At 70.9% G+C, this 20,293-nt stretch carries 19 protein-coding genes; 7 read left to right on the forward strand and 12 right to left on the reverse strand.

Going from position 1 to position 20,293, the window contains the following annotated elements; genetic code table 11:
* The first annotated feature begins 14 nt into the window (after window positions 1-14).
* The 3 genes from MKK69_RS19130 to MKK69_RS19140 all read left to right on the forward strand — a co-directional run bounded on the left by MKK69_RS19130 (window position 15) and on the right by MKK69_RS19140 (window position 3,354).
* Entirely contained in the window at window positions 15-1,388 is a 1,374-nt protein-coding gene (locus MKK69_RS19130; RefSeq protein WP_243970433.1) for a PleD family two-component system response regulator, read from the forward strand.
* Between the two features lie 275 nt (window positions 1,389-1,663).
* Window positions 1,664-2,626: an acetyl-CoA carboxylase carboxyltransferase subunit alpha gene (locus MKK69_RS19135; protein WP_243970435.1), complete on the forward strand. Its 963-nt coding sequence runs from the start codon at window positions 1,664-1,666 to the stop codon at window positions 2,624-2,626.
* Window positions 2,623-3,354 carry a DUF1796 family putative cysteine peptidase gene (locus MKK69_RS19140; RefSeq protein WP_243970436.1) on the forward strand — a complete coding sequence of 244 codons (732 nt, stop codon included), beginning with the start codon at window positions 2,623-2,625 and terminating at the stop codon, window positions 3,352-3,354. The genes MKK69_RS19135 and MKK69_RS19140 overlap by 4 nt, the downstream gene beginning before the upstream one ends.
* A 16-nt stretch (window positions 3,355-3,370) precedes the next feature.
* On the opposite strand, the gene MKK69_RS19145 is transcribed toward MKK69_RS19140, so the two are convergent.
* The gene (locus MKK69_RS19145) at window positions 3,371-4,273 is read right to left on the reverse strand and encodes a LysR family transcriptional regulator (RefSeq protein ID WP_243970438.1); all 903 of its coding nucleotides are present in this window, start codon (window positions 4,271-4,273) and stop codon (window positions 3,371-3,373) included.
* 96 nt (window positions 4,274-4,369) lie between these two features.
* Between MKK69_RS19145 and MKK69_RS19150 the strand changes: the two genes are divergently transcribed.
* Entirely contained in the window at window positions 4,370-5,545 is a 1,176-nt protein-coding gene (locus MKK69_RS19150; protein ID WP_243970440.1) for an MFS transporter, read from the forward strand.
* Window positions 5,546-5,898: 353 nt separating this feature from the next.
* On the opposite strand, the gene MKK69_RS19155 is transcribed toward MKK69_RS19150, so the two are convergent.
* Window positions 5,899-6,150, reverse strand: a complete 252-nt coding sequence (locus MKK69_RS19155; protein ID WP_243943726.1) for a CCDC90 family protein — start codon at window positions 6,148-6,150, stop codon at window positions 5,899-5,901.
* A gap of 434 nt (window positions 6,151-6,584) precedes the next feature.
* Between MKK69_RS19155 and MKK69_RS19160 the strand changes: the two genes are divergently transcribed.
* Entirely contained in the window at window positions 6,585-8,078 is a 1,494-nt protein-coding gene (locus MKK69_RS19160) for a murein L,D-transpeptidase (RefSeq protein WP_243970442.1), read from the forward strand.
* Between the two features lie 69 nt (window positions 8,079-8,147).
* On the opposite strand, the gene MKK69_RS19165 is transcribed toward MKK69_RS19160, so the two are convergent.
* From MKK69_RS19165 to MKK69_RS19210, 10 genes are all read right to left on the reverse strand, one after another.
* Window positions 8,148-8,321, reverse strand: coding sequence for a YqaE/Pmp3 family membrane protein (locus tag MKK69_RS19165; protein WP_243970443.1), 174 nt, complete (start codon window positions 8,319-8,321; stop codon window positions 8,148-8,150).
* A 130-nt stretch (window positions 8,322-8,451) separates the two neighbouring features.
* On the reverse strand, window positions 8,452-8,721 hold the full coding sequence (locus tag MKK69_RS19170) for a hypothetical protein (protein ID WP_243970445.1): 270 nt from the start codon (window positions 8,719-8,721) through the stop codon (window positions 8,452-8,454).
* A 671-nt stretch (window positions 8,722-9,392) separates the two neighbouring features.
* Window positions 9,393-10,982, reverse strand: coding sequence for a c-type cytochrome (locus tag MKK69_RS19175; RefSeq protein WP_243970447.1), 1,590 nt, complete (start codon window positions 10,980-10,982; stop codon window positions 9,393-9,395).
* 61 nt (window positions 10,983-11,043) lie between these two features.
* A complete protein-coding gene (locus MKK69_RS19180) occupies window positions 11,044-11,349 on the reverse strand; it encodes a hypothetical protein (protein WP_243970449.1) in 306 nt (101 codons plus the stop codon).
* The gene (locus tag MKK69_RS19185; protein WP_243970451.1) at window positions 11,349-11,843 is read right to left on the reverse strand and encodes a TspO/MBR family protein; all 495 of its coding nucleotides are present in this window, start codon (window positions 11,841-11,843) and stop codon (window positions 11,349-11,351) included. Before MKK69_RS19185 ends, MKK69_RS19180 begins: the two co-directional genes overlap by 1 nt.
* Complete coding sequence (locus tag MKK69_RS19190; RefSeq protein ID WP_243970452.1) at window positions 11,840-13,015, reverse strand: geranylgeranyl diphosphate reductase; 1,176 nt, start codon at window positions 13,013-13,015, stop codon at window positions 11,840-11,842. Before MKK69_RS19190 ends, MKK69_RS19185 begins: the two co-directional genes overlap by 4 nt.
* 244 nt (window positions 13,016-13,259) lie before the next feature.
* Window positions 13,260-14,600, reverse strand: coding sequence for a BCD family MFS transporter (locus MKK69_RS19195; RefSeq protein WP_243970454.1), 1,341 nt, complete (start codon window positions 14,598-14,600; stop codon window positions 13,260-13,262).
* The gene (gene chlG / locus MKK69_RS19200; RefSeq protein ID WP_243970455.1) at window positions 14,600-15,484 is read right to left on the reverse strand and encodes a chlorophyll synthase ChlG; all 885 of its coding nucleotides are present in this window, start codon (window positions 15,482-15,484) and stop codon (window positions 14,600-14,602) included. Before chlG ends, MKK69_RS19195 begins: the two co-directional genes overlap by 1 nt.
* Before the next feature lie 322 nt (window positions 15,485-15,806).
* On the reverse strand, window positions 15,807-17,252 hold the full coding sequence (gene ppsR / locus MKK69_RS19205; protein ID WP_243970457.1) for a transcriptional regulator PpsR: 1,446 nt from the start codon (window positions 17,250-17,252) through the stop codon (window positions 15,807-15,809).
* A gap of 30 nt (window positions 17,253-17,282) precedes the next feature.
* Window positions 17,283-18,185: a B12-binding domain-containing protein gene (locus MKK69_RS19210; RefSeq protein ID WP_243970459.1), complete on the reverse strand. Its 903-nt coding sequence runs from the start codon at window positions 18,183-18,185 to the stop codon at window positions 17,283-17,285.
* Between the two features lie 315 nt (window positions 18,186-18,500).
* Here MKK69_RS19210 and bchF point away from each other — a divergent pair, with 315 nt between their 5' ends.
* On the forward strand, window positions 18,501-19,007 hold the full coding sequence (gene bchF, locus MKK69_RS19215) for a 2-vinyl bacteriochlorophyllide hydratase (RefSeq protein ID WP_243970461.1): 507 nt from the start codon (window positions 18,501-18,503) through the stop codon (window positions 19,005-19,007).
* Entirely contained in the window at window positions 19,004-20,293 is a 1,290-nt protein-coding gene (locus MKK69_RS19220) for a ferredoxin:protochlorophyllide reductase (ATP-dependent) subunit N (protein WP_243970463.1), read from the forward strand. The genes bchF and MKK69_RS19220 overlap by 4 nt, the downstream gene beginning before the upstream one ends.

Consider the following 20,293-nt stretch of genomic DNA (forward strand, 5'->3'; position numbering starts at 1 on the left):
GTCAGCGAGGAACCATGTCGGCCCGCGTCCTGATCGTCGACGACCTGTTCCCCAACGTGAAGCTTCTGGAGACGAAGCTCGGGCTGGAATATTTCGACACGCTCGCCGCCATGAACGGCCGCGACGCCATCGCGATCTGCGAGAAGGGCCTGTGCGACCTCGTCCTGCTCGACGCGATGATGCCGGGCCTGGACGGGTTCGAGGTCTGCCGCCACCTCAAGAGCAACCCGGTCACCGCCCACATCCCGGTGGTGATGGTGACGGCCCTCGACCAGCCCTCGGACCGCCTGCGCGGCCTCGACGCGGGCGCCGACGATTTCCTGACCAAGCCGGTGGACGACACCGCCCTGTTCACCCGGGTGCGCAGCCTGATCCGGCTGAAGGCGGTCACCGACGAGTTGCGCCAGCGGGCCCTGGCCTCCCGCGAGTTCGGGATCGGCGATCCCCTGGCGCTGGCCGCCGCCGAGACCGGCCTCGACGCCCGCATCCTGCTGATCGAGGACCGCCCCGGCTCGGCCGAGCGCCTGGCCGGGGCCCTGCGCCAGCACCACGCCGTCACGGTCGAGCCCGATCCGCAGGCGGCCCTGCGGATCGCGGCCGAGGGGCAGTTCGACCTCGCCCTGGTGAGCCTCGACCTCGACGGGTTCGATGGCCTGCGCCTGTGCAGCCAGCTCCGGTCGCTGGACCGGACCCGGGCGATGCCGCTGATCATGCTGGCGGAGGCGCATGACCGCGCCCGGGTGGTGCGCGGGCTCGATTTCGGCGTGCACGATTTCCTGATGCGCCCGGTCGACCGCAACGAGCTGATGGCCCGGGCCCGCACCCAGGTGAAGCGCAAGCGCTTCACGGACGCGCTCCGGGGGGCCATGCAGGCCTCCCTGCAGATGGCCGTGACCGATGCGCTCACGGGCCTGCACAACCGGCGCTATCTCGACAACCACCTCGGCGCCCTGTTCGCCGACGCGTCCGCCCGGCGGCCGGCGCTGGCGGCGCTGATCCTCGACATCGACCATTTCAAGGTCATCAACGACAGCTACGGCCACGAGGCCGGGGACGAGGTGCTGCGGGGCTTCGCCGAGCGGGTCCGCCAGCACACGCGGCCCGTCGACGTCGTGGCCCGCTACGGCGGCGAGGAGGTGGTGGTGATCCTGCCGGAGGCGGGCCTCGCCGAGGCGCAGATCATCGCCGAGCGCATCCGCGAGCGGGTCGAGGCCGTGCCGTTCCCGGTGCAGCGGGCGACCCGGTCGATCGCCGTGACGGTCTCGATCGGCGTCGCCGTGCGGCACGCCGAGGACACGGATCCCGGCGACATGCTGCGGCGCGCCGACCTCGCCCTCTACCGGGCCAAGGCGGCGGGACGGAACCGGGTGGAGCCGCAGGCGGCCTGAGCGGACTCACCGGCGTAAGGTGAGGTTGCCCCGCGCAGGTCCGGGCGAAGACCCACAGGTCGCCCGCGCGATTCGGCTGATCAGGCGCAGGTCGGCCGGGAAGATGAGCCGCAACGTCGGCATGCGCCACAGGACGCCGTGCCGAGCCATCCAGGGGCGGCGGAGGACCGGCGGTCCGGACGCGGCCAACACGCCGGTTGACACCACCTCCGCCATCGCCAACACCTCGCGCCCGCCGCCCCCTGCGCGGCGGACCCGGGAAGACCTGTGACACGATGGCGGTGACGCGCACCTATTTGGACTTCGAGAAGCCGGTGGCCGAGCTGGAGGCCAAGCTCGAGGAATTGCGGGCGGTCGGCGCGCGCGACGGCGCGGTCGCGATCTCCGAGGAGGTCGGGCGGCTGGAGGCCAAGGCCGGCCACGCGCTCGCCGAGATCTACGCGAACCTCACGCCCTGGCAGAAGACCCAGGTGGCCCGCCACCCGCAGCGGCCGCACTTCGTGGATTACTGCGCCGGGCTGATCACCGACTTCACCCCGCTGGCCGGCGACCGCAGCTTCGGCGAGGACGCGGCGATCCTGGGCGGTTTCGGCCGCTTCCGCGGGCGCCCGGTCCTGGTGCTCGGCCAGGAGAAGGGCGCCACCACGGAGGCGCGGCTGCGCCACAATTTCGGGATGGCCCGGCCCGAGGGCTACCGCAAGGCGGTCCGGCTGATGGAGACCGCCGACCGGTTCGGCCTGCCGGTGATCGCCTTTGTCGACACCGCGGGCGCCTATCCGGGGATCGAGGCGGAGGAGCGCGGCCAGGCCGAGGCCATCGCCCGGTCCACCGAGGCGTGCCTGGCGCTCGGCGTACCCAACGTCGCCGTGGTGATCGGGGAGGGCGGCTCGGGCGGCGCCATCGCGCTCGCCACCGCCAACCGGGTGCTGATGCTGGAGCACGCCATCTACGGGGTGATCTCCCCGGAGGGCGCCGCCTCAATCCTGTGGCGCGACCAGGGCCGGGCCGCCGACGCCGCCACCGCCATGAAGATCACCGCCCAGGACCTGCTGCGGCTCGGTGTCATCGACGGGATCATCCCGGAGGCCACCGGCGGGGCCCATCGCGACCGCGAGGCGGCGATCGGCGCCGCGGGCGACGCCGTCGCCGACGCGCTCGCCCCGTTCGACGGCCTGAGCCCGGCCGAGATCCGCGACAAGCGCGCGGAGAAATTCCTCGCCATCGGCCGGAGCCTGTGAGCACCTCGGGCGCGACGGGGGGCCTGCTCGGCGCCCTCGGGCGGCTGCTCGGCCGGCGCGACGCCCGGGAGCCGGGGCGCTACAACCACGTATCGCTCGGCTGCAATTGCCAGATGGCGCACGTGCTCAAGACGCTCGATCTGCGCCTCTGGTCGGGGCCCCTCGACTGGGTGTTCTCGATGCCCGGCATGGCCCTCGATTGCCTCGCGGACGATTTTGCCGCGCTCACCGACCGGAGCCAGCTGGAGAGCATCCCGGAACCGGAGCGGCGCGGACCGGGCATCTGGCGCGGCCGGCACCGGCTCTACCGGGAGCGCCACGGCCTCGAATGCGTGTTCAACCACCACGACCCGGCGGCGAGCGAGGTGGATTACGCCTTCCTGACCGAGGGGGTGCGCCGCCTGCGCCAGGCGCTCGACACCCCCGGAACCGACAACCGCCTGTGGATGATGACCCACCTGCACACGCCCCGGGCGACGGTCGAGGCGATCGACGATCTGCTCGCGCGGCGCGCGAGCCGCAACCACCTGACCTTCCTGCAGCTCGAGCCGGGACATCCGGAGGTGGCGGTTGTCGAGGCCGCGGACCTGCGGCCCTCCTTGCGCTGGCTCACGGTCCAGACCGCCTCGGAGCCGGTCGGCCTGCGGCTCGCCGACCCGGCCGAGGACGCTCGGCTCGTGGAGATCATCCGCGCGGAGGCAGGGCGCCTGCCGGTGGTGTTCGGCTGAGCAGTCGCCGCACCGCTCAACCCCCGCGCATCCGCTCCGCCAGAAAATCCACCAGCACCCGCACCCGGGCCGGCAGGCCTGCGCCTCCCACGAACACCGCGTGGATCGCCTCGCGGTCCTGCGGATTGAACGGCTCCAGCAGGGGCACCAGCCGGCCGGCGGCGAGGTCGTCGGCGATGTGGAAATTTCCGACCCGGGTGATGCCGACGCCGCCGAGCGCGAGCTGCACCAGGGTCTCGCCGTTATTGGCGGCCAGGGTGCCGCGCACCGGCAGGATGACGTCGTGTCCGTCATCGCGGAACGGCCAGCCGGGCTCGCTCCGGCGGAAGGTGAAGTCAAGGCAATTGTGCTCGGCGAGGTCGGCGGGCCGGTGCGGAATCCCGGCCCGGTCGAGATAGGCCGGCGCGGCGACCACGGTCCGGCCGGTCTCGCCCAGCCGCCGGGCGGTGAGCGGGCTGTCGGCCAGGGGCCCGAACCGGATGCCGATATCGGCCCGGCCGCCGAGCACGTCGACGATTTCGTCGCTGAGATCGATCTCGACCACGATCCCGGGATGGCGCACCACGAAGTCCCCGAGCAGCGGCACGATCACCAGGCGCCCATGGGCGGTGGCGGCGCTGACCCGGACCCGACCGCGCGGGCAGCCCTGATCGGAGAGCGCGGTCTCGGTCTCGTCGAGATCGGCCAGGATGCGCCTCGCCGCGCGCGCGTAGGTCTCGCCCTCGGCGGTGAGGCGCAGCGTCCGAGTCGTCCGGACCAGGAGCTGCACGCCGAGCCGCGCCTCGATCCGGGCGACGACCCGGCTCACCGCCGAGGGCGTCAGCCCGAGCCGGCGCGCCGCCGCCGACAGGCTGCCGGCCTGCGCCACCGCCACGAATACAGCCATGTCCCCGGCGCGGTCGGCCTTGTCGCGCTGCATTCGTGCCTCCACCGCACAGATCTTGGTCCCGCCAACGGACTACTCCCCGCACGCCGAATCCGCCACCTGCGGTCCCGGAACACCCGGAGACCCCTCATGGCGATCAATCCTCCCCTGCTGGCCCTGGCGGTCGGCGCCTTCGGCATCGGCGTTACGGAATTCACCCCGATGGGCATGCTGCCGCTCATCGCCGGGGATCTCGGCGTCTCGATCCCCGCCGCCGGCCTCGTGGTCAGCGCCTACGCGCTGGGGGTGCTGGTCGGCGCGCCGCTGATGACCCTGGCCTCGGCGCGCATACCCCGCCGCCGGCTGCTGGTCGGGCTGATGGCGATCTTCACCCTCGGCAACCTTCTGGCTGCCGTCTCGGACAGCTACGCCATGCTTGTCGTGGCCCGCCTCGTCACGGCGCTGAACCACGGGGCGTTCTTCGGGATCGGCTCGGTGGTGGCCGCCGGGATCGTGCCGCCGGAGCGCCGGGCCGCCGCGGTGGCGTCGATGTTCTCCGGGCTCGCGATCGCGACGATCGGCGGCGTGCCGCTCGCCGCCTGGATCGGCGAGGTTCTGGGCTGGCGCACGGCGTTCTGGGGCATCGCAGGCGTCGGCGCGGTCGCCATGGTGGCGCTGCGCCTCGCGTTGCCCGAGTTGAAGGTCGAGGCCCGGGACGACCTGCGGGCGGAGTTGCGCGCGCTCGTCCGCGGCCCGGTGCTCGCCGCGCTGGCGCTCACCATGGTTGGCTTCAGCGCGATGTTCACGCTGTTCACCTACATCGTGCCGATCCTGCGGATCGAGACCGGCGCGACGAGCCTGTTCGTCACAGCGATGCTGGTGCTCTTCGGGATCGGCCTCACGGCCGGCAATTGGCTGGGCGGTCGCCTCGCCGACCGCTCGGTTGACGGCACCATCCTCGGATCCCTGGCGGCCCAAATCGTCATCCTCGCGCTGTTCGCCTGGGGCATGCACGGGGAAGCGTCGGCGTCGCTGCTGATTGCCCTCTGGGGCATCGCGAGCTTCGCCATCGTGCCCCCGCTCCAGATGCGGGTCATGGATGAAGCCAGCGCGGCGCCGAACCTGGCCTCGGCGATGAATATCGGCGCGTTCAACCTCGGCAACGCCATCGGGGCGGCGGTCGGCGGCGGCGTGATCGATGCCGGGCTCGGCTACGAGGCCGTGCCGCTCGCGGGCGCCACCATGGCGGCGTTGGGGCTCGCTTTCCTGCTGTGGCTGCGCCGGGACGGACGGGCGCGGGCCGCCGCAGTGGCGAGCTGCGGATAATATCGCCCGCTCAAGGACTTGGAACCATCTGCGAAGGTCTCGGATTCAAAAGGTCCGGGACCCAGCCCTTTCAAGATGTTTGGATTGGGCCGCGTTCGGGACGTTTCGCCGACGGGTTCACACGTCTCCACTTGACGGCAACGCTCTGAAAAAGTGGCGCTTTCCCCGCCCCCTTGCGGGGCAGAGAGCGCGTCGCGTCTCGCTTGAATGGCTGCGCCAAACACCTTGAAAGGGCTGGGTCCGGGACCTTTTGCGGGCCCAGGGCAAAGCCCTGGGTCGAGCGAAGCTCGATGCATCGGGGCTCCGCCCCGATACCCCGCCAAAGGCCTGAGCCCTTTGGAAACCCGGTTCCGTCAGTGCGTGGCGCGCGACAGGGCGACAATGGCGCCGACGATGACGATCGTCTGGAAGCCGATCGAGCCGATCACCCACTTCATGATGTCGAACTTGGCCTCGGCCAGATCGGTCTTGGTGACCAGGTTCGCGAGATCGGCATCGCGACTCTCGCGGATCGCACTGGTGATCGCCTCGGCCTGATCCTCGGACAGACCGGATGCCTTGAGCCGACGGACCAGGGCATAGGTGTCGAGTGAGAGCGCCGTCATGGGCCACGCCTCCCTCTTCGCGAGCCGGTTCCGGCCGCTGTGATGCCTGGATCGATCCGGATACCGATGCCCATCGCTCGCTGATTCCGGCAGAAGCTTGCGCGTCAGGGAAAGCTGGCGATTTTGCCGAATGGGCGCAAGCTGGTCCTTGCAGCGTGCGTCTCCTCACCAACACAGCGGCTGGATGCCTCGGGGTCGCGGCAAGCCCGAAGCCGTTCAGAACAGGAATGATTCGTCGCTGGTGGCCCGACCCGGATCGCCTTCCCTGCAGGCTCGGTGGCGCCGCCGTCCACCGAAGAGTCCCGTGCCCTGTTGCAGACAGGATCTTGCGGTAACAAAGGCGCAAGCTTAACGAGCCTATTGGGTTGGGGAGTGGCGCCCGATGTCGGCTATGAAAAGGCCGCCGGGCGCAGGCTAGGACGACGAGGTTCCCCATGACGGCGCGTCTCGCGACTGCGCGACTGCTGGCGGCCGCTTCCCTGCTGGCCCTCGCGCTGGCCGGCTGCCAGGACGGTTCCGGCATCAACGGCCCGAGCGCGCGCAGCCTCGCGCCGATCGACCCTCAGACGCTCGCCCTGATGCAGACCAAGGGCCTGCAGCCGTCCGACCCGATCCTGATCCGCACCTACAAGAAGGAGGCGGAGATGGAGGTCTGGAAGCGGGGCGGCGACGGCCGCTACGCCCTGCTCAAGACCTACCCGATCTGCCGCTGGTCCGGCCAGCTCGGCCCGAAGGTCCGCGAGGGCGACCGGCAGGCGCCGGAGGGCTTCTACACGATCACCCCGGGCCTGATGAACCCGAATTCCGCGTATTACCTCTCGTTCGATACCGGCTTCCCGAATGCGGTCGACCGGGCCAACGGCCGCTCCGGCCGGTATCTGATGGTGCACGGCACCTGCTCGTCGGCGGGCTGCTTCGCCATGACCGACGCCACCATCGCGGAGATCTACGCCATCGCCCGCGACGCGTTCATCGGCGGCCAGCGCAGCTTCCAGTTCCAGTCCTACCCGTTCCGGATGACGGCCGAGAACATGGCCAAGTTCCGCAACGACCCGAATATCGGGTTCTGGCGCAACCTCAAGGAGGGGTCGGATTATTTCGAGGCCCTGCGCGAGGAGCCGAAGATCGGCCAGTGCGGGACCAAATACGTGTTCGGCGGCGCGGATGCCGCGGCCGGTTCGTGCAAGCCGAAGGTCGAACCCCAGGTTGCCGAGAAGAGCGAGCGCGACGAGCGCACGGTCGCCGAATTGGTCGCCAAGGGCACGCCGGCGGTGCGGGTGGTCTACCAGGACGGTGGACAGAACCCGGTCTTCCGCCCGCCGGCCAACACCAGCGCCTTCGCGAGTCTCGGCGGCACCGAGACGGTGCTGCCCTACGACGCCAAGGAATACGGCCGGCACAATCTCGGCGATGTCAGCCGCCCGGAGACCCTGGCGGCGGGCCCCCAGGAGATCGAGTTCGAACCCAAGGGGCAGCCGACCCTGGTGGCGGCCGCCGAACCGGCCAAGGCGGCCAAAGCAGGCCGGGCGGTCGGCAGGGGGCCGGCGAAGCCGGTTGCCGCGACCCTTATGGCGAACCGAGCCGAGCCTGAGATCAAGGTCGACACCACCGCGGCCCTGCCCGAGAAGCCCGCGCGGATCGCCGTGGCGGACGCGGACGGTGATCCGAGCAGCTACCAGAAACTGTTCGGCACGCTCTTCGCCAAGAACAGCGCGGCCCCGACCACCCCGCCGACCCCGGCGGTCGACGCCACGCTCGTCCCCGAGCCGGTCAAGCTGGCGAAGGTGGCCGACGCGGTGTCGCCCAAGCACGTCGTGAAGGCGCACGCGACGCCCGCCAAGGGTCAGGGGAAGATCGCCCTCGCCAAGACTCAGCCGGAGGGCAAGCCGAAGGACGACAAGGCGAAGGTGGAGAAGACCAAGCCCTGATCCGCGCGAACCGGCGCGATGGCCGCCCCGCTGCGGGCGGCCAGGTCGGGACGGCGCTCCGCTGGCAATTCAGAGCAACGGCCGGTCGCGGTTCATCAGCCAGAGGGCGTGGACGGTGCCGGGCAGCCAGCCGAGGATCCAGAGCAGGATGTTCAGCAGGAACTGGATGCCGAAGCCGGTGGTGACGAGGACCGCGATCGGCGGAATGAAGATCGCGAGCAGGATGCGGACGAGGCTGGACACGGGCGCTCCGGATCGGACGTCTCGGGGGATCCACGCTCAAACGACGCGCGGCGATGTCCGTTCCCGCGGGACCCGCAGACCGCGCGGCCGGCCTCGAACTGCGCATCGAGCGTCACGCCGGAGCGCATGATCACGGACCCGTGTCGCCGCCCCTTCGCTGCGCGCGTGCCGCCATCGCCTCGATCATCCGGAGTGCCCGCAGCCGGTTCTCCATGCCGGGCAGGGCGAAGTAGGCCCTGAACAAGCGCGGCAGCATCGCGGCGCGCCGATATCCCCGCCGCAACGGAGAACCGCCCGCCGATTCGGTCATGTGCGGCGGCAACACGAAGAAATCGATGTCGGTCCCATTCGCCTCGGCGATCGTTCGCAGAAGCGCAAGGGTAATCTTGCGTTCAGGCACAACCAATCTCCGTATCTCAAATCGCGTCCTGATATAAATACGTCATTACAGGTCCTAGATAAGTAACCTGTACAGCTGTAAATCTTTTTCTTATAAATTATCCGAATCTTGAACCACAGAGGCATGATTAAGTGCGCAGATATCCTTCCGTCGTCAAGCGTCTCCCACCCTTGTCGTCACCGTCAGGGACCTGAATTCAGATCGTAGTCTTGCAATAACACAATCGATCTGGACAGATTTCTGGCTGCACTCTGCTGTTTCGACGCGGCGTGCATCACACAAGACAATGCACCCTAAATCATCCCAGAAATATCTCAGGTTGGGATGGACTAGGGTTGCGACGGGGGGCACATCCGTGCCTGTCATGCACTGGGCAGAGCGCACGCTTCCCTGAGGGCCGCCGGAACCCGGACCGGCCATCATCGAGCATCGTTGCGGTCCCGACCGATGCGCCGGACTGCCCCCCCCGGTGAATCTCCGAGGTTCGACGCAGGTGCTGTTCCAGCGGGCGGCGGTCCGAGAGGAAAACGGCCAGGGCTCCGTCCCGGGCGCCCCGCGCCGGTCACAACACGCGACCCGTTGATCCGGGCCTCGCGCTTGGAGCGCCGCACCGAGGCCTGCCGCCCTTTGCCAACGAGTGCCGCCGGGCAGGCCGGGCGTGAGCCCCGGCCTCAATCCTTCCGGGTCGGCGGCGTCGTCGCGGACGGGACGTTCACCGCCTGCTTCTCCGGGTGCTTCACCTGGCTGTAGGCGACGTTGGAGAAGGTACCGATCACGGCCGGCCAGCTGGGCTTGCCGTATTGCGGGTCGTCGTGGGCGACCTTGCAGAAGGCCGTGGTCAGCGCGTTGACCACGTCGTCGTCCGTGGCACCGGCGGCGGCCGCCTTGATCTGCGGCACCAGCCGGACCAGCGTCGGCACGAAGTCCTGCTGCTTCACGCCCTTGAGGGTGTCCTGGACGCCCACCTGATCGAAGGCGGTCTTGAGCGTGTCCTGCTCGATCTCCGCGCAGGGGGCGGTGCCGGCCAGCATGGTCTTGGTGGCGGCCCGCGCTTCGGAGGCCTTGTCCCCGGTCACCGGCGGCGCCTTGTTGCCCCAGGAATTGCGGATGTAGTCGGTGACGTTCTTCACCTCGACGTCGGTCATCTGCTGGCCGATCGCCACCATCGGTGCAAGCCCGCTCTGGGCGGCGAGGCCGCCATAGATCACCCGCAGGACCGTCTCGGGCCCCTCGGACATCACCGAGGTATTGCCGGCGAGCGCCGGAACCGCGCCCTCGATGCCCTTGCCGTCCGGCTGGTGGCAGGAGGAGCAGTAGGTCAGGTAGGTCGAAGCGCCCGGAGCGCCGGCGGTATCGAACGCCGCGAGATCCTTCGGCTTGTAGGTCTGCTTGGCGGGAACCGTGCGCAGGTAGGCCACCATGGCCTTCAGGTCCTCCTCCTTCACCTTGGAGAGGGATTCCATGATGGTCTGGCGCATCGGGCCGGCGGCGACCCCGGGCCGGTCGCCCGGGGCGGTGCCGGTCTTGAGGTAGGTCACGACCTGCTCGTCGGTCCAGGCACCGATACCCTGGTGGCCGTCCGGGGTGATGTTGGGGGCGTACCAACCATCGATGACGCCGCCGCCGAAGCGGCCCGCGAAGCTCGTATTGCCCACGAGCTTGTTCTCGTTGTGACACATGGCGCAGTGGCCGAGGCCCTCGACCAGGTAGGCGCCGCGGTTCACCTCGGCGCTGGCATTGGGATCCGGCTTGAAGCGCTCCTCGGTGAAGAAGGCGGTCCGCCACGTCACCAGCGCAGTACGCACGCTGAACGGGAACGGGATCTGGCTCTCCTGCCGCTTCTCGTTCACCGCCGGGACCGATTGCAGATAGGCCCAGATCGCCTTGGTATCCTCGTCGGTGACCTTGGTGAACCAGCCGAACGGGAAGGCCGGGTATAGGTAGCCGACGTTCTTGCTGTAGCCGTGCCGGAACGCCTTGTCGAAATCCTCGTAGCTCCAGTTGCCGAGGCCGGTCTCCTTATCGGGGGTGAGATTGGGGGTCATGATCACGCCGAAGGGCATGTTCAGGGCGTAATTGCCCGCGAGGAACTTGCCGCCCGGCGCCGTGTGGCAGGCGGCGCAATCACCCATGGTGACGAGGTATTTTCCCCGCTCGACCGGGTCGGAGCCGTCCTGCGCCAGGGCCGGAGCGGCCAGGAGCAGGCTCGCCAGGATCGGGGCCGAGACCCGGCCGGAGGAGAGGGCTTTCGTGCGCTGCATGCCGCGTCTCCGTCCCTAGCGTGGAAGAATTTCAATGTGTGCCGCGCGTGAACGCGGCCCTTCAAGCGGGAGTTCCGGACGACGGAGCCCTGCGGCGTTGTGCCGTGGCCGCCCGGAACCGCAGACCGAGGTCGGCGAGATGCGCGACGAGCCCGGCGAGCAGCCAGCCGGCGACGTTGATCCAGCCCGCTGCCACCAGGGCGGACCGCAGGGCCAGCATCAGCGCGGCCCCGGAGGCGAGGTTGGCGAGCAGCGCCGGCAGCGGCGGCCCGCCCCGGCGGCGCAGCCACGCGAGGAGGATCGCCTCCCCGGCGACGAGCAGCAGGATCCCGTCGATTATCCGGCCGGAGGCGAACAGGGCCTCCATCAGGCCCCCCGGAACGGCGCATTCAGGCGCACGATCCGCAGGTTCAGGCAGGCGGCGACGCTGACCCAGGCGAGGTAGGGCAGGTTCATGAGCCCCGCTGCGACGCTCACGCGGCCGGTGACCAGCACCAGCACGGCGATCGACAGCCACAGGGCCGCGACCTCGGCGAGCGCCCAGTCCGGGCGGCGGAACCTGAAGAACAGCACGCTCCAGGCGATGTTGAGCGCCCCGTTCACCGCGTAGGCGGCGAGCAGCAGGAGCCGGTCCGTCGAGTCGGGATCGCCGTTCCAGGCGATCACCCCGGCCGTGGCGGTGAGCAGAAAGATCACGGTCCAGACCGGCCCGAACGCCCAGTCCGGCGGCTTCCAGGCCGGGAACCGCAGGTGCCGGTACCAGCTGTCCGTGGTGGTCGCGAGGGCACCGGCCAGCGCCACCAGCACAGCCGCGAGCGCCGCCACGACGGGCGGGCCCCAACCGATCCCGATGAGGCTCACGGGGAGACCCAACGGAACAGGTGGGCGAGGTCCTTGAAGAAGATCCGCGCGTGGGCGGCGGGCTTGGACCGGACCAGCTCCTTGTTCATGTAGCTGTCCCAGGTGAGCTGCTGCACGTCCTTGTCCCGGCAGATCGAGACGAAGCGCTCGCGCAGGCCATCGCTGCGGTACCAGACCCACTGCATCATCCCGAGGATCCAGAACACGCGCCCGTGCAGCTTCATGAAGCTTTTCCGCGCCCGCGCGAGGGCCTTGACGTCACCGGTCTTCAGGAAGACGGCGGCGGCCTCGGCGGAGAGGCGGCCGCCCAGCATCGCGTAGTAGATGCCCTCGCCGGAGGCCGGCGCCACGACGCCGGCGGCATCGCCCGCCAGCAGCACGTCGCGGCCGTTGTCCCAGCACTTCAGGGGCTTGAGGGGCAGCGGCGCACCCTCGCGGCGCAGGGTTTCGGCGTGCTCGAGCCCGGTCGCGGCGCGCAGGGCCCGGATCGAGGAGCGCAGCGAGAAGCCCTTCTTCGCGCTGCCGGTGCCGATGCTCAGCGTCTCCCCGTGCGGAAAGATCCAGCTGTAGAAGTCGGGCGAGTGCCGGCCCTGGTAATAGACGTCGCAGCGGGTCGCCTCGACCGATTCGGCCCCGGGGGCGCCGGCCTCCGGCACCCGCAGAATCTCGTGATAGGCGAAGACCTGCCGCATCTTGGCGTGGCCCGGCACCTCGGCCCGGCCGACGGGGGAACAGGCGCCGTCGGCGCCGATGACCAGGCGCGCCCGGACGGCGTGGCGGACGAGGGCTTCTCCGGCGCCGGTGCTGAAATGGACCAGCGCCGGTCCGTCATCCGGCCGGCTGATCTTTTCGTAGGCGGCCGCACGCAGGTCGGCGCCGGCCTCCTCGGCGCGGGTGCGCAACCAGGGGTCGAATTGCTCGCGGTCGACCATGCCGACAAAACCCTCGCCCACCGGCATGTCGACGGCCTTGCCGCTCGGCGCCACCATCCGGGCGGACCGGATCTTCGCCACGAGGAGCGAATCGGGGATCGCGAAGTCGCGGATCAGCCGGGGCGGGATCGCGCCGCCGCAGGGCTTGATCCGGCCGGGCTTGTCGAGGAGCAGGACCGCGTGGCCGGCCCGGGCGAGGTCGGTGGCCGCGGTGGCGCCTGCGGGACCGCCGCCGACCACGACGACGTCGTAGGACGCATCGGCACGACGCGCTTTCCCTCCCCCCTCTGCGGGGGAGGGTGGGCCGGCCGTCAGGCCGGGTCGGGGGAGGGGAGCGACGGTGCCGGAAACGGCGAGCCGGGAGCCGAAACCCACTCCGTCGTGCCGCCCCTCTCCCCCCCTGCTTCGCAGGGTACCCCCGCCCGCAGTGGGGGGAGGGAGGGCGTCGCGGCCTTCACCGCCATCATCCAACCGTGCCATCGCGTCACCTCACGCCGAGGAGGGGATTGAGTGGAATCGTGCGCCGGCCCGGGGTCCGGGCGGGCGTGAGCCGCAGGGCCAGCAGCACCGCGACGAGGAACAGCGCCCCCTCCGCGGCGAAGACGGCGGCGTAGGCCTGGACCGGCTCGGCCGTGACCAGCCGCACCAGATCCACCGCGGCCGCCCCCAGAAAACCGCCGGCCCCGAAGGCGACGCCCTGCGCCGCGCCCCAGACACCCATTCGGGTCCCGCGCTCGCGCTCGCCGCCGCGCCCGGCCAGAGCCATCATCGAGCCGATGGCGGCGACCGCGTAGGCGCCGTTGGCGACCCCCAACGCGAACACCGAAGGCCGCAGCGGCAGCACATCGCCACCCGCCGCCAGCGCGAACAGGGCGGCGGCCGAGCCGGCGCAGCCGAGGGCGATCCAGAGCCGCAGGGAGGCGAGGGGGGTGCCCCGGGCCGCGAGGGTCACGCCGGCCACCAGCAGCATCCCGGCCAGCACCCCGCCGTGCTGGAGCCCGGCGAGCTTGGTGGTGGCGCCGGGGCTCATGGCGAAGACGAGGCCGGCATAGGGCTCCAGGATCAGTTCCTGGCCGCTGTAGGCCAGCATCGAGACGAACACGAAGATCGTGAAGGTCCGGGCCAGGGGATCGGCGAGCACCTGGGCCAGGACCGCGCGAAACGGCGGTCGCGCCGTCTCGGACTCGGCCGCCCGGGCGGGCAGGCGCCGCTCGATGCCCGCCACCGCCAGGAGGGCGACCGTGAAGGCGATGAGCGAGACCGTGCCGGAGACCGCGACCAGGCGCAGGCCGGAGAACGGATCCAGGAAATGGCCCGCCAGCGGGGCCGTGACGGCGAAGCCGACGATCATCATCACCCAGACGATGGTGGCGGCCGCGCCGCGCCGCGCCGGCGCGACGCCGCCCGCGAGCAGCACGAGCAGCGAGGTCCCCGCCGCCCCGACCCCGATCCCGACCGCCAGGAAGGACAGGGCGGCGAGCGCCAGCCCGAGGGCGAGGTTTTCAGCGGCGAGGGCGGTACCGCAGGCCGCGCCGAACCCGCCGAGGCAGAGCGCCGCCATGCCGCCGACGATCCACGGAGTGCGCCGGCCGCTCCGGTCGGAGCCATAGCCCCAGCGCGGGCGCAGCACCTGCACGGCGTAATGGAGGGCGACGAGCAGGCCCGGGACGAAGGCCGGGAGCGCGAGTTCCACCACCATCACCCGGTTGAGGGTGGCGGTCATCAGCACGACGACGCTGCCCAGAGCGGTCTGGACGAGACCGAGGCGGACGATCTGGGGCCAGCCCAGCGTCCGCTGGCCCGCGCTCGAACCGGGCTCACCCATCACGCCCCTCCCACTAGCGGCCGCAGCGCGAAGGCCGCGACCAGCATGCCGAGGACGTAGAGGGTCGTGCCGGTGCCGTTGTACCAGGCCGCCCGCTCCCGGGGGGCCTTCAGGAACCGGACCATCAGGGCGAGCTGGCCGACGAGCAGCGCCGCCACGAGTCCGGCATGCCCATACCGCGCCCAGCCGACGAGCAGCGCGATCACCACGACCTGCGGCACGGCCATCACCAGGCAGGCGAAGCGCGCGGCGCGCTCCGAACCCATCTGAACCGGCAGCGAGAGCAGGCCCATGCGCCGGTCGCCCTCCACCGACTTGAAGTCGTTGAGCGTCATGATGCCGTGGGCGCCCGCCGAATAGAGCAGGGCGATGACGAGCACCCGCCGGTCGGGCAGGGCGGCGGCCATCACGGCGGCGCCGGTGAACCAGGGCAGCCCCTCGTAGCAGAGCCCGACCGCGGCGTTGCCCCACCAGCCGTTCTTCTTCAGGCGCAGGGGCGGCGCGGAGTAGATCCAGGCGAGGACCAGCCCGAACAGGGCCGCCCCGAGGATCCAGGGGCCCAGGGCGGCCGCCACCGCCATGGACAGCAGCGTCCAACCGAGGGCGAGATAGAGACCCCAGCGCCCCGGGATCCGCCCGGAGGGAATCGGCCGCCCGGGCTCGTTGATCGCGTCGACGTGCCGGTCGAACCAGTCGTTGGCGGCCTGGCTGGTGGCGCAGACCAGCGGCCCGGCGAGGAGGACCCCGGCGGCGATCACCGGCCATTGCCCATGGGTGGATTGCCCCGACGAGATCACCCCGCAGGCGAACGCCCACATCGGCGCGAACCACGTGATCGGCTTCAGCAGCTCGATGACTGCGCTCGGGGCGGGCGTAGCGGCCATGGCGTCAGGCTAGCGACCCTCCACCATGTGTCAAGTTGGATTTACACAGACCGCGGGATCGCCGGATTGGTTTGTCTGTCGAATACATCGCCGGGCCAAAATACAATATGCAGAGCCCGCGCGGTTCCGGTGTACCGAGCGCCCGCGACGCGCCGAGATCCCCGCCCGTGGGGGGCCGCTGCCGGCGCATCCGGATCGATCCCGGGGCCACGGCCGAATGCGGGCTGCGTGGTGTCGCGGGCGGCGAATCGGGGCAATCCGTCCCCGCACCACCGGATGCCCGTCTTCGGGATGGGATAATCGGAAGGGCCGTATCCGGCGATCAGTCCGCCTCGACCGGACCATCGAGATCACCGACGCCGTAGCGGCGCATCTTGGCGTAGAGGCCCTGCCGGCTCAGCCCGAGCATCTCCGCCGCCGAGGCCCGGTTGTCCCGGGTGATGCGCAGAGCCGCCTCGATGCACAGCTTCTCGATCAGGTCGGTGGTCTCGCGAACCAGGGTCTTCATCGAGACCCGGCCGACCAGTTCGGTCATCTGCTCCACCGAGCGCGGCACGTCCCGCCCGCCGGAGAATCGCCCCTCGGGGATCCGGCGGGGGGTCGTCCGAATCGCGAAGCCCATGCAGGGGCGGGCGCCCGCCACCGAGACGGCCGCGACCTCCACGTCCTCGACGCCGCCGTAGGCGCCGCGGATCACGGTCGCGAAGCGCCGCACGGAGCCGTGATCGACCAGGGTCGCGAACAGGGCCTGTGCCTCCGTCTCCTCGCGGCCGAGCCATTGGTCGAGGGTGCGCCCGCGAACCTGCCCCTCGCTGGCGAGCTGGATCAGCTCCAGGAAGGCGGCGTTCGCGGTGAGGATCCGGCGGGCCGAGTCGGTGACCACGAAGCCCTCGGGCATCGCCTCGATCACCGCCCGGGTGGGCGCCTCCTGGCCGGGGCCGGCCTCGACGGTGGCCGGATCGGCCACGAGCCGCATCAGGGCGCTGGCGCCGCCCTCACCCCGGAACAGCGAGACCGAGACCGAGACCTCGCCGCGCCCGTGCGGCAGGGCGGCCCGGACCTCCCCGGCCTGCCCGGTCGCCCGCAGGGCGGCGAACTGCGCCTCCAGCGCCCGCGTGCTGACGGCGTCGAACAGGTCGATCACGTCCTGGCCGGCGACGCGCTTGGCGGGTCGACCCAGCAGGCGCGCGGCCGCCGGGTTGGCCTCCGCCACCCGCCGGTTGCCGGCATCGACCACCAGCACCGGCTCGCCGGAGATCTGGAACAGGAGCCGGTAGCGGGTCTCGACGGACCGCAGGCGCTCGTAATCACGCTCCAGAGCCTGCTGGCTCTCCATCAGGCGGCGCTGGAGCGCGGCCACCGCCCGCATGTCGCGCCCGAGCACCAGGATCGGGCCACCCTCCGACGCGCGGATCGAGGCGTAGCGGATCGGCAGATCGATGCCGCTGGGGGAGGGGTGGTTGACCTGGCGCCAGCGGGTGATGCCCTCGGGCCGGGCATCGCGCAGCAGGGCGTCGACCTTCGGCCGGCTCTCGGCGGTCACGATATCGACCCAGCGCCGGCCCAGCCAGCCGGGGATGTTCTCCGCTTCGAGATCGGCGCCGATCGAGGCGTCGCGGATCACGCCCTCGGCGTCGATCACAAGCGACAGATCTGAAGACGCCGCGACGATGCGCCCGACCGCCTCGCCGCCGAGGTGGCCGGCCACCTGGTCCAGGGCCGCGAGCGGCCCTGGGGGGGTGGGGTGGGGCTGGAGCGTCACGATCACCGTGATGTGATGAGGTGGATTGGGGCCCTTTCAGCAGGCCAGGGCCTGTCTGTCCAGCAAAGCTTCCGCCGCGGCGGGTGCGAGGCACGCGTCCAGTGCGCAGGCATCGGCGCCGACAATACTCGCATCGCCGCCGTGGCGCACGAAATAGGGACCGCCGACCAGCACACGAACCGCCGGGTTGCGGGAGGCGCGTCGCACATCCGCCACCGTCGCGACCAGGACCGGCAGGAGCACGTCGCTCGAGAGCGACAGGCCGACCACGTCGAACCAATCGGTGGCGAGCAGGTCGAGGGGATCGAGTCCGGGCTCCGGCACCGCCGTGGTCACGTCCCAGCCGGCCTCCCGGAAGAAGCTCGCGACGATCGAGAGGCCGAACCGATGGGTCTCGCTGGGACAGGGCAGCAGCAGCACGCTGCGCCCGCAGACGGAGACCGCCTCGTCCTCCAGTTCCAAACAGAGATGCCGGCACATCGCCTGGAGCCGGCCGAGCGCCTCGGTTACGGCCAGGAAATCGCAGGCATCTTCCTCCCACAGGGCCCCGAGATGCCGGGCCGCCGGGGCGAGCAGATCGAGGAGCAGCCGCGCCAGCGGCAGGCCGGCATCCAGCAGGGCGTCGACCTCGGCGTCGAGATCCACCGGTCCGGGGGCCAGGAGGAGGGCGCTGAACGCGGCGATCTCCTGCGGTGTCAGCGTCCGCTCGACTGGGGACCGGCGCCCGGCGCCCGGGCGGTGGGCCAGCATCAGCCGCGGCAGGATCTCGGCTTCCACGACCCGGGCGAGGGAGTCCGGCAGGGGGTTGAGGGTTCGCTTGGGGGCGGACCAGGCGCGGGAAACGCCGCGGAATGCCGGGACGACATCGCCAACGGACCCGCACCCCGGCCCGGATGTCGCGTGTTCTAGGCGCGCTCCGAAATGCCTCCAGTCCCCCATCGGCATCCCTCCTTGAAACGGCCGCGGCTCGAAAAACCGGCAGCTGCGCTCACACATCGGATGCGGGACTGCGGGCCCGTCTAGTCTTCGACTTCCTCAGTCCCGGATCTGATGTGCCAAGTCACCGGACTGTCTGCTCTCGAGCCAGACGATACGCTTCCTGGCGATCTTGGCAATCATCTTAGACCAAGAAAAATTTTCGCCCCACTGTCATACACCGCGAGCGTCAAGCGCACTTGACACTTCCGGACCCGACGCCCTAGCCTCTGCCAGGGACGGGGCCTCAGGCGCCGCCGAGAAACAGGGGGCGGATGCATGGGTCCCGAGGACCGGCCGGCACGACCGCTCTACACGCCTGCCGAACGGCGCCGGCGCGACGCCACGCCCTGGACCCTGGTTCAGGGCGTGCTGGCCCCGCTGCAATTCGCGGTCTTCCTGGTGAGCCTCGTCCTGGTGCTGCGCACCCTGGCCACCGGCGAGAGCCCGCTCGCCGCCGAGATCTCCGTCGTGGTCAAGACCCTGGCGCTCTACGCGATCATGATCACCGGCTCGATCTGGGAGAAGGCGGTGTTCGACCGCTGGCTGTTCGCGCCGGCCTTCTTCTGGGAGGACGTGGTCAGCATGCTGGTGCTGGCGCTCCACACGGCCTACCTCGCGGCGCTGGCCACCGGCGCCCTCGGTGAGCGGGCCCTGCTCATGCTCGCGCTCACGGCCTACGCCACCTACGTGGTGAATGCCGGCCAGTTCGTGCTGAAGCTGCGGGCCGCCCGCCTGCAGGGCACGGGCACCGGGGCGCCGCGCCTCGCGGAGGCGCTGTCATGAACGCGCCCCTGCCGCGCCAGACCGCCCGGGACGCCGAGGCCTGCGGTGGCATCGACCTGCACCAGGAGCACGGGCAGCGCGCGGTGTTCTGCGGGCTCACCGGCATCGTCTGGCTGCACCGGAAGATCCAGGACGCGTTCTTCCTGGTGGTCGGCTCACGGACCTGCGCGCACCTGATCCAGTCGGCCGCCGGCGTGATGATCTTCGCCGAGCCGCGATTCGCCACCGCGATCATCGACGAGCGCGACCTCGCGGGAATCGCCGACGCCAACGAGGAGCTCGACCGGGTCGTCACCCGCCTCATCGAGCGCCGGCCGGACATCAAGCTCCTGTTCCTGGTGGGCTCCTGCCCGTCCGAGGTGATCAAGCTCGACCTGTCCCGGGCGGCGCAGCGGCTCTCGGGGCGACTCGCGCCGGTGCGGGTGCTGAACTACTCGGGCTCCGGCATCGAGACGACGTTCACGCAGGGCGAGGATGCCTGCCTCGCCGCCCTGGTGCCGGAACTGCCCCGGGCGCCGGCCGAGGCCGCGCCGTCGCTGCTGATCGTGGGCGCGCTCGCCGACGTGGTCGAGGACCAGTTCCTCCGCATCTTCTCCGCGATGGGAATCGCGGATGTCCGCTTCCTCCCGGCCCGTCGTGCCGGTGCGATGCCGGCGGTGGGGCGCGGCACCCGCTACCTGCTGGCCCAGCCGTTCCTGGCCGACACCGCCCGTGCCCTCGACGAGCGCGGCGCGCACCGGCTCGCCGCCCCGTTCCCGCTCGGCGCCGAGGGCACCACCGGCTGGCTGCGGGCGGCAGCCGACGCGTTCGGAGTCGCCGACGAGACATTCGCGGCGGCGACCGCCGCCGGCCGCGCCCGGGCCGAGACCGCGCTCGCGCCCCATCGCGAAAAACTCGCCGGCAAGCGGGTGTTCTTCTTCCCCGATTCGCAGCTCGAAGTGCCGCTCGCCCGGTTCCTCGCCCGGGAACTCGGCGCCGCGCTCGTGGAGGTCGGGACCCCCTACCTGCACCAAGGCCATCTCGCCGCCGAGATCGCGTGGCTCCCCGCCGGCACCCGGGTGACCGAGGGCCAGAGCCTCGACGACCAGATGGACCGCTGCCGGGCGGCCCGTCCCGACCTCACGGTCTGCGGCCTCGGCCTCGCCAACCCGCTGGAGGCCGAGGGCCTCTCGACGAAGTGGTCGATCGAGCTGCTGTTCACGCCCGTGCAGGGCTACGAGCAGGCCGGCGACCTCGCCGAATTGTTCGCGCGCCCGCTCCGGCGCCGCGCGCTGCTGGAGGTGTAG

This window comes from Methylobacterium sp. J-026, assembly GCF_022829585.1.
Taxonomy (GTDB): domain Bacteria; phylum Pseudomonadota; class Alphaproteobacteria; order Rhizobiales; family Beijerinckiaceae; genus Methylobacterium.